General features: G+C 62.7%; 10 protein-coding genes. 6 read left to right on the forward strand and 4 right to left on the reverse strand.

Going from position 1 to position 12,546, the window contains the following annotated elements; genetic code table 11:
- Positions 1 to 924, reverse strand: coding sequence for a pyridoxal 5'-phosphate synthase lyase subunit PdxS (gene pdxS, locus ABGT83_RS11785; RefSeq protein WP_346687746.1), 924 nt, complete (start codon positions 922 to 924; stop codon positions 1 to 3).
- Positions 925 to 1,064: 140 nt separating this feature from the next.
- Here pdxS and ABGT83_RS11790 point away from each other — a divergent pair, with 140 nt between their 5' ends.
- The 3 genes from ABGT83_RS11790 to ABGT83_RS11800 all read left to right on the forward strand — a co-directional run bounded on the left by ABGT83_RS11790 (position 1,065) and on the right by ABGT83_RS11800 (position 4,610).
- A complete protein-coding gene (locus ABGT83_RS11790; RefSeq protein ID WP_346687748.1) occupies positions 1,065 to 2,624 on the forward strand; it encodes a PLP-dependent aminotransferase family protein in 1,560 nt (519 codons plus the stop codon).
- Between the two features lie 117 nt (positions 2,625 to 2,741).
- A complete protein-coding gene (locus ABGT83_RS11795; RefSeq protein ID WP_103263756.1) occupies positions 2,742 to 3,260 on the forward strand; it encodes a ferritin in 519 nt (172 codons plus the stop codon).
- Between the two features lie 555 nt (positions 3,261 to 3,815).
- The gene (locus ABGT83_RS11800) at positions 3,816 to 4,610 is read left to right on the forward strand and encodes a ZIP family metal transporter (protein WP_346687749.1); all 795 of its coding nucleotides are present in this window, start codon (positions 3,816 to 3,818) and stop codon (positions 4,608 to 4,610) included.
- 240 nt (positions 4,611 to 4,850) lie between these two features.
- Here ABGT83_RS11800 and ABGT83_RS11805 read toward each other — a convergent pair whose 3' ends face one another.
- Entirely contained in the window at positions 4,851 to 5,483 is a 633-nt protein-coding gene (locus ABGT83_RS11805) for a hypothetical protein (protein WP_346687750.1), read from the reverse strand.
- Between the two features lie 119 nt (positions 5,484 to 5,602).
- Between ABGT83_RS11805 and ABGT83_RS11810 the strand changes: the two genes are divergently transcribed.
- Positions 5,603 to 6,775 (forward strand): iron-containing alcohol dehydrogenase, encoded by a 1,173-nt coding sequence (locus tag ABGT83_RS11810; protein ID WP_346687752.1) that lies wholly within the window; start codon positions 5,603 to 5,605, stop codon positions 6,773 to 6,775.
- 64 nt (positions 6,776 to 6,839) lie between these two features.
- On the opposite strand, the gene ABGT83_RS11815 is transcribed toward ABGT83_RS11810, so the two are convergent.
- Together ABGT83_RS11815 and ABGT83_RS11820 are read right to left on the reverse strand one after the other, a co-directional pair.
- Positions 6,840 to 7,208 carry a phage holin family protein gene (locus tag ABGT83_RS11815; RefSeq protein WP_346687753.1) on the reverse strand — a complete coding sequence of 123 codons (369 nt, stop codon included), beginning with the start codon at positions 7,206 to 7,208 and terminating at the stop codon, positions 6,840 to 6,842.
- Between the two features lie 119 nt (positions 7,209 to 7,327).
- Complete coding sequence (locus tag ABGT83_RS11820) at positions 7,328 to 8,104, reverse strand: dimethylarginine dimethylaminohydrolase family protein (RefSeq protein ID WP_103263760.1); 777 nt, start codon at positions 8,102 to 8,104, stop codon at positions 7,328 to 7,330.
- A gap of 338 nt (positions 8,105 to 8,442) precedes the next feature.
- On the opposite strand from ABGT83_RS11820, the gene rlmD reads away from it, so the two are divergent.
- Positions 8,443 to 9,834 (forward strand): 23S rRNA (uracil(1939)-C(5))-methyltransferase RlmD, encoded by a 1,392-nt coding sequence (rlmD, locus tag ABGT83_RS11825; protein ID WP_346687755.1) that lies wholly within the window; start codon positions 8,443 to 8,445, stop codon positions 9,832 to 9,834.
- Positions 9,831 to 12,536: an EAL domain-containing protein gene (locus ABGT83_RS11830; protein WP_346687757.1), complete on the forward strand. Its 2,706-nt coding sequence runs from the start codon at positions 9,831 to 9,833 to the stop codon at positions 12,534 to 12,536. The genes rlmD and ABGT83_RS11830 overlap by 4 nt, the downstream gene beginning before the upstream one ends.
- Positions 12,537 to 12,546 lie beyond the last annotated feature (10 nt).

The raw sequence follows: 12,546 nt of genomic DNA on the forward strand, positions 1-12,546 counted from the left end.
CTACTTTCCGCGCTCGGCCATGAGCAGCGCGATCTCCTGCTCGTTGACGCCTACCATCGCTTCGCCGAGGTCTTCGGACAGATCGGCTATGAGCTGTGCGTCATCGTAGTTCGCCACGGCTTGCACGATGGCCGCCGCACGCCTCGCGGGGTCGCCCGATTTGAAAATGCCCGACCCCACGAACACTCCCTCGGCGCCCAGCTGCATCATGAGCGCCGCATCGGCGGGGGTGGCCACACCGCCGGCGGCAAAGTTCACCACGGGCAGCGCTCCGTGCTCGTGGACGTGCCGTACCAGATCGTATGGAACCTGCAGGCGCTTCGCCTCCTCGAAGAGCTCGTCGTCTCGCATCGAGGCAATGGCGCGCATCTCGGCCTGTATCCGCCGCATATGGCGCACAGCCTGCACGACGTTGCCCGTGCCCGGTTCGCCTTTGGTGCGGATCATCGTGGCGCCTTCGGCGATGCGGCGCAGTGCTTCGCCCAGGTCGCGCGCGCCGCAAACGAACGGTACGACGAAGCGGGTCTTGTCGATGTGGTAGACGTCGTCGGCGGGGGAGAGCACTTCGCTCTCGTCGATGTAGTCGATCTCGATGGCCTCGAGCACCTGGGCTTCCACGAAGTGCCCGATGCGGCACTTCGCCATGACGGGGATGCTCACGGCCTCTTGGATGCCCTTGATCATGCTCGGATCGCTCATACGCGAGACTCCGCCGGCAGCACGGATGTCGGCCGGAATGCGTTCGAGCGCCATGACAGCGCACGCGCCGGCGGCTTCGGCGATACGTGCCTGCTCGGGGGTGGTCACGTCCATGATGACGCCGCCCTTGAGCATCTGGGCGAGCTGTCGGTTGAGCACCACGCGGTTCCCATGTGCTTTGTGTACGGGTGCGGCCGTGGCGGTTTCGTTGTCGGTGGAATGCATGACGTCTCCTGTCGTCGGTGCGGGTTACGTTCGGTCGACGAAGAACGCTACTGCATATCTGGATATAATAAAATGTTCAAAATGAATAAATTTGACCAGACCAGAAGAAGACCAGCTGCTCAAGGCCAGGAGGGTGCGCGATGCTAACGTACGAGCTCGAACAGCGCGGCGATGCGAACCGCTACGAATATTTGTACCGCTGCATCCGAAATGACATCGAGCAAGGGGCTATCAAAGCCGGTGAGAAACTGCCGTCCAAGCGCGCACTCGCACGGCACCTTGGCGTGAGCCTGTCCACGGTGGAGGGCGCCTACGCGCAGCTCGCGGCAGAAGGCTACGTGCAGGCGGTGGAGCGCAAAGGATACTTCGCATGCGATCTCGCCATGCCTGCAGCAGCGCGCATGCCCGTGGGATTCGAGCACACGTCCGAGAGCGCAGGATCGGTTCGCGATCTGCGTTCCGCCGTCGGACTCGCACGGCCCGCCGGCAGTGCGCACTCGTCCGATGCGCGCGGCGGAATGGAGTGCCCGCCGGATGAGGACCCTTCGTGTAACGCGCATCCCGGGCCGCCGCTTGCGGCCGGCTTCGCCGGCAGCGCCTGGCCCGAGGGCGTGTTCCCCTATCGGATGTGGGCGCGCACGGTGCGGGCCGTCCTGACCGAGGAGTCCGAGCGCTCGCTTGCAGCCGCTGCGTCGGACGCTGCCGGATCGCGTCGCTTGCGAGAGGCTATCGCTTCCTATCTGCTCGGGTTCAGGGGCATGCGCGTCGATCCCGAGCAGGTTGTCATCGGCGCAGGCGCCCAGACGCTCTATCACACCATCATCCAGCTCGTGGGTCGCAGCTGCCGCCTTGCCGTGGAGGATCCCGGTTATCCGCGCCTTGCAAGCATCTACCGGGCGAACGATGTTGATGTGGTGCCCGTTCAGCTCGATGGGCGGGGGGTGTCCATGCGCGCGTTGCGGAAAAGCGGCGCCGACGTGCTGCACTGCATGCCGTCGCATCAATTCCCCACGGGGGCCGCCGTGCCGGTGAGTCGTCGCTACGAGCTTCTGAGCTGGGCGTCTGATGCTCCCGGCCGCTATCTGGTGGAAGACGATTATGATTGCGAGTTCCGGCTGGCGGGCAGGCCCCTTCCTGCACTGCAAAGCATCGACGCATCCGAGCGGGTCATCTACGTGAACACGTTCACGAAAAGCCTTGGAAGCGCCTTCCGTATCGGCTACCTCGTGCTGCCGTCGCATCTTGCCAGGGCGTTTCGCGAGCGGCTCGGGTTCTATGCGAGCACGGTGGGCGCCATCGATCAGCTCGCGCTTGCGCGGTTCATGGAGCGCGGCGACTACGAGCGCCATGTGAACCGTGCGCGGAACCGCTGCCGCACCGTACGGGCTGCGCTCGTGAGCGCGCTCAAAGCAAGTTCGCTTGGCGATCGGCTCGACGTGGAGGAGGCTGATGCGGGCCTGCATTTCGTCCTCGGCATCGCAACGGACGCACGCGACGAGGATGTTGCGGCCGCGGCGCGGGCCGAAGGCGTGGAGGTCGTCCCGCTCGCAGCGTACTGCGCGACCGAGGAGGCCCGCGTTTCGAGCTGCCATCGATTCGTCGTGAACGATGCGTCCTGCGATCCCTCTTGCGCCGATCAGGCGGCCGATGCCCTTGCACGCGCTGTCGAAGGGGCAGAACGGGCGGCTTCGCTATGTTAATTTTTCACGCCCGGACCGCCGGTCGTCCGGGCAAAGCCTGATCAGCGCTATAGTAGAAGGCGACAGAAGCGGGGCGCCGTCAGGCGCCTCAAGCCACACGAGAAGGAGGTTCCCGTTATGGACGCACGTGTGTACGAACTGCTGAACGATCAGATCAACAAGGAGCTTTACTCGGCCTACCTGTACCTGTCGTTTGCCGACTACTACGAGGAGGAGGGACTCGAGGGTTTCGCCAACTGGTACGAGATTCAGGCGCAAGAGGAGCGTGATCACGCCATCATCTTTCGCAACTACCTGCACGAGAACGGCTGCAAGGTGAAGCTTCTGGCCATCGACCAGCCCGACAAGGAGTTTTCCGACTTCCTCGCCCCGCTTGAAGCCGCCCTCGAGCATGAGAAGTACGTCACCGGCCTGATCAACGATATCTACGCCGCTGCGGCCGACGTGCGGGACTACCGCACCATGAAATTCCTCGACTGGTTCATCGAGGAGCAGCAGGAGGAAGAGGACAACGCCGACAAGATGATCACCCGCATGAAGCTGTTCGGCTCTGACGCCAAAGCTCTCTACGACCTCGATCAGGAGAACGCCGCGCGCGTGTACTCCGTTCCGAGCCCTCTAGCGGCAGCCGAGTAGATCTCGCAGCCGCGGGGCGACCAGTGCGCGCTCCGGCAGCGCGAGGGACTTAGGTGCCGCTTCCTTCAACGGCCCTGCCACGGGTGGGCAACAATTTGATTGTTCACCTGCACAAAAAGGGGTGGGAGGGGTTCTGTTCACTCGGGAAAGAGAGTACAATGCGCCTCGTCCGACAGTGTACGAACGCAATACAAGCGACTAAGACTATCTTCGCCAAGTAACAGTCTCGTGCGGTATTATTGCGACATCGCGAACAGCGGTGGGCTCGCGGGCAATCAAGATAAGCCAAGCGATGCTGTCGGTATTCCTTTCGATGAGGCCGGGGACGAGTCCCCGGCCTCATTGCGTGCCGGTTGCGCACAGGGGAGCGCTGTGCAGGGTGCAGGGGATCGGAATAGGCCGGAGATGGAGCCAAGCGCGCGGTCGAGGACTTGGTAACGCCTGGCGAAAGGCTGAACGCTCGCCGCGCAAAAGGCGTACACTGATGCTTTCTCACGTGCATCGGCACAAGGCGCGACGGCACTGTGCATCGCGCCGTGATATGAAAGGACGGCCATGCAACAGGCACTGCTCTGGGCCGCGTGCGGCACGGCGTTCACGTTCTCCATGACGACGCTGGGTGCGGCCTCGGTCTTTTTGTTTCGCAAGCGCAACAGCATGTTGCTCCAACGGATATTTTTGGGTTTTGCGGCCGGCGTTATGATCGCGGCATCCGTGTGGTCGCTGCTCATTCCCGCGATCGAGCAAGCCGAGGAAGCGGGCCAGGCGGGCTGGCTCCCCGCTGCGGGAGGATTCGCGCTGGGCGTGGCGTTTCTCATGGTGCTTCATCAGGTAATGCCGCATCTGCATCCGGGTGATGACAAGCCCGAAGGGCTTCCCAGCAAGTGGGATCGCCCGACGCTCTTGTTCACGGCGGTCACGTTGCACAACATACCCGAGGGCATGAGCGTGGGCCTGCTGTTCGCGATGGCCGCGAACAGCGGCGGAGATCCGGGCATGTTCGGCATGGCCGTGGCGTTGGCCATCGGCATCGGCATCCAGAACGTGCCGGAAGGCGCTGCCGTGGCGTTGCCCATGCTCCAGGAGGGCATGAGCCCCGTGAAGTCGTTCGGCTTGGGTGCGCTTTCGGGTTTGGCCGAGCCTGTATTCGGCATCCTTGTCGTGCTGTTCGCTGGAATCATTGCGCCCTACATGCCGTGGATGCTGGCGTTCTCTGCCGGCGCCATGATGTATGTGGTGGTGGAGGAGCTTATTCCCGAAGCGCATCTGGGCGAGCATTCGAATGCGGGAACGCTTGGCGTCATGGCGGGCTTTCTTGTGATGATGATTCTCGACGTCGCTTTGGGGTGATACTGCTCGGCTGGCGGGAAACGACCATCGAGGCGCGGGAAGCGTAGCTGAAATGCGTACGCGACGGGCGCAGAACGCGAGGCCGGGAGTGCATGTCGTTCCGGCTTTCACGATGGTCTTGTCGTCCATGTTGAATGCCGCACCGTCTTGACGAACGACGCCGTCCGAGGAATCCTCGGACGGCGTCGTCGCGACTGTGCTCGAGCGTGCAGGCAAGCGCGCGGGGCGCGCCGACGCCAGCTACCGGACGGGGGGCTGCTGGTCGGACGAATTCCGATGCTGATCCGTTGCACCCTGCGGTGCGGCGTACGGCTGTGCGATAGGAGCCGGCTGCCCCGCGGGAGGCTGCGGTGCGGCGTACGGCTGCTGGGGCTGATACGGCTGTCCGTAGACCGGTTGGGGCTGCGCATACGCTGCCAGTAGGGGATTGCGCAGCTTGTGGGCGTAGACGGCAGCTATGACGAGCAGGATCGTGGTAATGATCCGTCCCGAGAGAAATGCGACCACGGCGCCGGCGATGGACCAACCGAACATCGCCCCCAATTTCTCGGGCTTATTGTAGTTGCGAATACCGAGGATGCCTGCAATGAGCGAAGCGGCTGCGCACAGCAGCCCCCACACCAAAAACGCCATGGCAATGCCAATCGAGAGCCCGACCAGGCTGGCTATGCCCTCAGGGCCCAGCGAATCGTACTGCCCGTGATCGTATCCTTCAAGGGAGATGCCGTTTCCATACAAACTGGGGTCGGCTGCAAAGGCGCCGAATACGCCGACTGCGACAGCGCCGATGAGGAACGCCGCAATGGCGAGTACGGACAGCACGACGACGGCGATACTGACCCCGCGGAGAGTACGAGCGTTTGATTCCTGCATGACAAGTTCCCTTCAAAGGAGGATCGATTCGGCAACGTGAAGCAACGATGTCATTCTACGGTATCATGCAAAGATACCCTGCATGCTGTTACCAATTCGAAAGAAGGGCGGTCGAGGAGATGGAGAACTTCGAGTTCGTGTCGCCGACGCAGTTCGTGTTCGGCAAGGGCGCGGAAGAGCAGGCAGGCACGAAGCTTGCCGAACATGGTGCGCGCACGGTGCTCGTGCACTTCGGTGGGCAGAGTGCCATCAAGAGTGGTCTCGTCGATCGCGTGAAGGCATCGCTCGACGCGGTGGGAATCGAACATGTCGAGCTAGGTGGCGTGCGCCCGAATCCCGAGATAACGCTGGTGCGCGAGGGAGTGGCGCTTTGCAAGGAGCACGGCATCGATTGGGTGCTCGCCGTGGGCGGCGGATCGGTCATCGACTCGGCGAAGGCCATCGCCGTGGGAGCGCGTTACGACGGCGACGTGTGGGATTTCTTCGAGACGAAGCAGCAGACCGACGATGTGCTGCCCATCGCGGTTGTGCTCACCATTCCGGCCGCCGGAAGCGAGGCGTCGAAGAACACCGTTGTATCGAACGACGAGCTCCAGATGAAGTCGGGTTATGCGAACAACGCGCAACGTCCGAAGCTCGCGTTCATGAACCCCGAGCTCACCTTCACGTTGCCGACGTTCCAGACGGCTGCCGGTCTCACCGATATGTTCTGCCACCTGCTCGAACGCTTCTTCGACGACGTGGGAGCCGTGCCCGTCACGGACAACCTCAACCTGTCGCTCATGAAGACCGTGCGCGCCGAGGCGCCTCGTGTGCTGGTGGAGCCGGAGAACTACGATGCGCGCGCGAACGTCATGTGGGCGGGCATGCTGTGCCATCAGGGCCTGGCCGGTATCGGGCGCCACGAGGATTGGGCCACGCATGGACTTGAGCACGAGCTGAGCGCGCTGTATCCCGAGATCACTCACGGCGCGGGATTGGCCGTCATGTTTCCCGCGTGGATGGAGTTCGTCTACGACGCGAATCCGGCGCGCTTCGCCTATTACGGCCGCGAGGTGTTCGGCCTGGCCCCCACCGGCGACCTGGAGGCCGATGCGCTCTCCGCTATCGACGAGACGCGTGCGTTCTTCGCATCCCTCGGCATGCCGACAGCGTTGACCGAGTTGGGCGTGGACGAGGACGACATTGAGAAGCTCATTCCCACGCTCAAGGCCAACAAAGGCGAGCCCTTCGGCAGCTTTAAAAAGCTCACCATGGACGACGCTCGCGAGATCTACCGCATCGCCCTTTGATGCGCCGACGGCCCGCAGCTTTTGGAGGCTGAGGGCCGTCGGGCAAGCGGATGGAACCGTGCGGCTAGTCCTTGCCCACGATGGCGTTCATGAAGGCCGACACGATGCTGATCACGATGGATGCCACGAACGCGCTGCCGAAGGTGGCTATGTCGAAGCCGACGTTGAACAGGCCGTTCGATATCCATGCCGCGATGTAGAGCATGAGCGTGTTCACGACGAGGTAGAAGATGCCCAACGTCAGGACCGTGATGGGCAGGCTCAGCACCTGCATGATGGGCTTGATGGCGATGTTGACGATGGAAAGGATCAGGCCGAATATCGCGACGGCCACCCAGGTTTCGGTAGTGCCGGCTACGGCGATGCCGGGCACCAGCCACACGGCCGCTCCCACGGCGACGGCGGTGACGAGCCAGCGGATGATGAAGTTCATGACGGGTCCTTTCGCATGCTTTTTCTCGGCTAGCACTATAGGGTGTGGAAAAGGAGGCCGCGCGATACGGTCGCGAAACCGTTACCGCGCGGCCTCCTTCGCAGTTCGAGGGCGGGGCGCTAGAAGCGCAAGGAAAGGCAGCTCAGGCCGCCGTCGAGCTTGCGGTACTCGCTCGTGTCCACGGTGATGGTCTCGTAGCCGGCGTCCTGCACGGCCTTCAGCACGGTGGGGTAGCCCTCGGGCACGATGACGGTGCCGTTCACCCAGATGCAGTTCGCGGCGTAGGCCTCGTCCTCGGGGATCTCGATGCGGTGGTACTGCTCGAAGTCGGGCTTCGTCACGAACTCGCCGGACACCAGCATGTTGCCATCTTCCAGGTAGTTCACGCCGGTCTTCAGGTGCAGCACCTTCTCCAGCTTCACCTCGGAGCCCTCGAGGCCCCAGCCCTCCAGGATCTCGAAAAACTGGCGGATGCCCTCCTCGTTCGTGCGGGCGGACTGACCCACGTAGAAGTGGTCGCCCACCATCATCACGTCGCCACCGTCCAGCGTGCCGGGCGCCACGATGTGCTTCACGTGCTCGTTGTCGAAGAACTGGCGCACGGCCGGCTCGATCTCGTCCTTCTCGCCGTTGCGGCTGGCCGCGCCCGGGTTCGTGATGATGGCGCCGCAGCGCGTGATAACGGCCGGGTCCTCCACGAAGCAGGAATCGGGGTACTGCTCGAGCGCCGGCAGCACGGTCACTTCGACGCCGCATTCCTTGAGGGCCGCGATGTAGTCGTCATGCTGCTTGAGCGCCAGCTCGTAGTCGGGCTTGCCCAGTTCAGGAGCCGACGTGATGCCCTCGACCATACTCTTGGCTGGGCGGCGGACGATGACGTTCGTGAACTTGGTCATGAAGCGGTCCTTTCATCGGAATGGTTTGCGCAGATGCCGCTCATCGTATCCCTAATGCCGAAGCCGATCAAGAAAGCATGGCAATTTGCCCGCGACGTCAACGTATCGTCATCTGTCGCCTAGCGCGACGGCGCGCACTTCTGAGCAGCGGGCCTTCGGCGTTCGAAAAGAACCGGGAGGCTCGGGTTCGGCGGACGAGCGCGAGTACGTTCGCGCACGATCAACGCTCCGCTCGTCTGCGAATCCGCGGCGTGCCTCTGATGCCCGGCGCCTCAGAGGGGCCGACGGATCGATGTGCTATATTGGCACCACGGAAGCATCATGACGGGCGGGAGTCAATGACGAACGAGAAGCGGGCGCTCGAGCATCGCGAGCGTGGCAATACGAGGGTCGATCGCGTCGGCAAGGAGCAAGCGGAATACCGCGGAGCCGACGCGTATAGCTGCCCGCATGCTCGAGCGTGTGGTGCCTGCCAGCACGTGAACGAGCCCTATGCCGAGCAGCTTGCCCGCAAAAACGCGTGCGTAGCCGACTTATTCTCCCGCTTCGGCAACGTCGAAGTGCGGCCCCTGCTGGGGATGGATGAACCGTACCACTACCGCAACAAAGTGGTCTCTCCCTATGCGCCGGGCCGAAAGCTGCCAGGCATGGCGGGCGGCCCGCCTGCGAAAGGGAGAGCCGCACGCAGCGCACGCGCAGGCGGGGCTCGCGGACGCACCGCGCCGGGTTCCCCAACGCGCGAGATCCTGTGCGGCATGTACGCCGCAGGCACGCATCGGATCGTTGCCACCGACGAATGCCTTATCGAGCATGAGGAAGGAAAGCGCGCAATCCTCGCTATTCGCAACCTCATGCCGCGCTTCGGCATCGAACCGTACGACGAAGACAAGGGCACCGGTTTTCTGCGCCATGCCGTGGTGCGCGTGGGGCATGCGAGCGGGGAGGTGCTCGTCACGCTTGTGACGAACGGGCGCGACTTCCCAGGCTCGCGCGCGTTCTGTCGCGAGCTGGTCAAGCGCTGTCCCTCTATCACCACGATCGTGCAGAACGTGAACGAGCGCCGGACGAATGTCATCCTGGGCGAGCGCGAGCAAACGCTGTACGGCCCGGGGTTCATCCTCGACCGGCTCTGCGGGTTGAGCTTCCGTGTCTCATCGCAGTCGTTCTACCAGGTAAACGCTGTGCAGACCGAGGTTTTATACCGCACGGCCATCGAGCTTGCGGGTTTCACCGGTGCGGAGTCGGCCATCGACGCCTACTGCGGCACGGGCACCATCGGCCTCGTAGCGGCCAAGCACGGCGCCGCCCGCGTGACGGGCGTGGATGCTGTGGCGTCGGCTATCCGCGACGCGCGCGAGAACGCCAAGCACAACGGCATCGAGAACGCTCGCTTTGTTGCGGGCGATGCCGGCGACTTCATGCGAGCGGCTGCGGCGTCGGGCCAGCGCTCCGATGTGCTGCTCATGGATCCTCCGCGCGCGGGAGCTAGCGAGGAGTTCCTTTCGGCGGCCGTGCAGCTGGCGCCGTCGCGCATCGTCTACATCTCGTGCAATCCTGCCACACAGGTGCGCGATCTTGCGTTTTTGGCCAAGCACGGGTTTGCCGTGCGCGTTGTCCAGCCGGTCGACATGTTCCCCCATACCGACCATATAGAAACGGTCGCGCTCATCGAGTGCGGTGAAGGTCAGGTGCGGCCGCCCTGTGTCGCGAAGGAAGGAGCGCTCGTATGAATGGGATGACCGAGGAGCCCCAAGGACGGGAAGAGGGGTTCCGTCCGCACGGCGCCCTCAACGAGCCGCGTCTTCGTTGCGGCGAGCCTTCCGATTCGCGTGATGTCGAGGGTGCCGATCTGCGCAGCTTTGTGTTCGATACGGTGCTCGAGAGCATGCGGACGAGCATCTACGTGACGGATCTAGAAACCGATGAGATTCTGTACATGAATGGGTTCATGAAGCACGATTACGGCATCGAGGACCCCGAAGGCCAGGTGTGCTGGCGCGTGCTTCAAAGCGGCCTGAACGAGCGCTGCGAATTCTGCCCGGTCGAAACTCTGCTGCGCTCGTCCGAGGAGACCCCGTTCGTGCAGTGGGACGAGGAGAGCTCTGTGACGGGTCGTACCTATCGTAACTACGATAGCCTTGTGACCTGGATCGACGGCCGCCGTGTCCACTTGCAGCAATCGGTTGACGTCACGGCGCTCGTATCCGCCAACACCGATGAACTGACGGGCCTGCTCTCGCGACGAGCCGGCAAGGAACAGCTCGGGCTTGCGCTGGCGGCTGCAAGCGCAAGCAGCGCTCCTTTGAGCGTAGCGCTTTTCGATATCAATCGACTCAAGGATGTGAACGATCGGCACGGCCATGCGGAGGGAGATCATCTTATTCGTACGATAGCGCAGACGGTACGGCGCGAGTTCGAGGAAGGCGATTTCGGTTTTCGTCTGAGCGGCGACGAGTTCGTTTGTGTGTTCGCGTGCGGATCGCGATCGGCACGGACGAAGATGGAGCGCGCCCGCGCTACGCTGGCAGGGCTTGTTCCGAGCGTTGACCCTCCCTATGAATTCGGGTTCTGCTACGGCATCGCCGAGGCGGATCCCGAGGCTCCTCTCGAACTCTACGAGCTGTTGGCGCAAGCAGACCAACGCATGTATGTCGAGAAGCGCCGGTTCCATATCGACCACAACTTTGAGGCGCTTGAAGAGCAGACGGCGTTCCGGCAAGAATCGGCTTCCGAAGAGTTTGCCTATGAAAGCGACCGCCTCTACGATGCTCTCGTCGAAAGCACAGACGATTATTTATATGTGTGCAACATGAAGACGGGCGTATTCCGCTATCCGCGCGCCATGGTGGATGAGTTCGGACTGCCTTCCGAAGTGGTGGAGAACGCCGCCGCCGTCTGGGGCGCGAAGGTGCACGAGGATGATCGCCAAGCGTTTCTTGAATCGAACCAGGAGATCGTGGACGGGCGCGCGACACGCCATTGGGTGGAGTATCGCGCACTGAACCGCAAAGGCGAGTGGGTTCGACTGCGTTGCCGCGGCCGGCTCATTCTGGACGAGAAAGGCAAGCCGTCGCTGTTCGCGGGCTTTATCGCGAACCTCGGCAAGAAGAGCAAAGTCGACCCGTTGACCGGCCTGTTTAACAAGTTCGAGTTCGAAGACGTCGTGCGCCTTGGGCTGGAGGAGGCTCCCGGCGAGCCGGTAGGCCTCATGGTGGTGGGAATCGACGATCTTCGCCATATCAACGATCGGTACGATCGGGCGTTCGGCGACGAGGTTATCCGCATCGTCGCGCATCGCATTCAGAGCTCGGCGCCGGAGACGGCGCGCGTGTTCCGCCTTGATGGTGACGAGTTCGCCGTGGTCACGCCCGGTGGCGCCGAGGAGCTGCGCAGCATGTACGCCGCTCTGAACGGGGCATTCGATAGGCAGCACGAGCATGAGGGAAAGAAGTTCTACTGCACGCTCTCGGCGGGGTGCGCATGCTATCCGCGCGACGCGGCCACCTACGAAGACCTGGTGAAGCGTGCAAATTATGCGCTTGAGTATGCGAAGGGCCATGGCAAGAAGCGCTGCACGAACTTCTCGTTCGACATCCTCAAGGAGCGCACGCGCACGCTTGAGCTCAACGAGCTGCTGCGGGAGAGCGTCGAGCATGGGTTCGACGGGTTCAGCGTGTGCTATCAACCGCAAGTCGACGCGAAGACCGGCAAGATCGTGGGGGCCGAAGCGCTTGCTCGCTGGCATTGCGATGCGTATGGCGATCTGTCTCCGATCGAGTTTATCCCCTTGCTTGAGCAGAGCGGGCTTATCGTGCCGGTGGGCCGATGGGTGTTGGGCGAAGCCGTGGCCATGTGCAAACGGTGGAGCGCCCTCGATCCTTCGTTCGTGATGAGCGTGAACCTGTCGTATCGCCAGCTTGACGAGGAGAGCCTCGTGCAAGATATCCACAATCTACTCGGCGACGTGGCGCTTCCGGCCGACAATCTGGTGGTGGAGATGACGGAAAGCTACTTCGCGCAGGAGGACGCCGCGGCGCAGCGGCTGTTCGACGAGATCAGACAGCTGGGCGTGCGGGTTGCCATGGACGATTTCGGCACGGGGTATTCGGCGCTCGGGGTGCTGAAGTCCTCTCCTGCCGATATCGTGAAAATAGATCGAACGTTTATCCGCGATATTCAGAAGAGTACCTTCGATGCCACGTTCATTCGCTTCGTCGTGGCGCTCTGCCACGACGTGGGCATCCTCGTATGTCTCGAAGGCGTCGAAACCGACGACGAATATGAAATCGTCAACGGGATGGGCCTCGACTTCATTCAGGGGTTTTTGTTCGGCAGGCCCGTTCCGCCGGAGGAGTTCGAGCAAGCGTTCCTGGCTGAAGGGGAGCGGCGTTCCGGCGGCTGCGACTCAGAACCGGCCGAAGAACGCGCCTAACGTAAGGAGA

It is taken from the genome of Enteroscipio rubneri (assembly GCF_963929405.1).
GTDB lineage: Bacteria > Actinomycetota > Coriobacteriia > Coriobacteriales > Eggerthellaceae > Enteroscipio > Enteroscipio rubneri.

What these genes read in the sequence shown, in the direction of transcription:
- ABGT83_RS11805 (WP_346687750.1), bottom strand. Translation starts at nt 5,483, where the DNA reads ATGCAGGAATCAAACGCTCGTACTCTCCGCGGGGTCAGTATCGCCGTC.
- ABGT83_RS11790 (WP_346687748.1), top strand. Translation starts at nt 1,065, where the DNA reads ATGCTAACGTACGAGCTCGAACAGCGCGGCGATGCGAACCGCTACGAA.
- ABGT83_RS11810 (WP_346687752.1), top strand. Translation starts at nt 5,603, where the DNA reads ATGGAGAACTTCGAGTTCGTGTCGCCGACGCAGTTCGTGTTCGGCAAG.
- pdxS (WP_346687746.1), bottom strand. Translation starts at nt 924, where the DNA reads ATGCATTCCACCGACAACGAAACCGCCACGGCCGCACCCGTACACAAA.
- ABGT83_RS11815 (WP_346687753.1), bottom strand. Translation starts at nt 7,208, where the DNA reads ATGAACTTCATCATCCGCTGGCTCGTCACCGCCGTCGCCGTGGGAGCG.
- ABGT83_RS11795 (WP_103263756.1), top strand. Translation starts at nt 2,742, where the DNA reads ATGGACGCACGTGTGTACGAACTGCTGAACGATCAGATCAACAAGGAG.
- rlmD (WP_346687755.1), top strand. Translation starts at nt 8,443, where the DNA reads ATGACGAACGAGAAGCGGGCGCTCGAGCATCGCGAGCGTGGCAATACG.
- ABGT83_RS11820 (WP_103263760.1), bottom strand. Translation starts at nt 8,104, where the DNA reads ATGACCAAGTTCACGAACGTCATCGTCCGCCGCCCAGCCAAGAGTATG.
- ABGT83_RS11800 (WP_346687749.1), top strand. Translation starts at nt 3,816, where the DNA reads ATGCAACAGGCACTGCTCTGGGCCGCGTGCGGCACGGCGTTCACGTTC.
- ABGT83_RS11830 (WP_346687757.1), top strand. Translation starts at nt 9,831, where the DNA reads ATGAATGGGATGACCGAGGAGCCCCAAGGACGGGAAGAGGGGTTCCGT.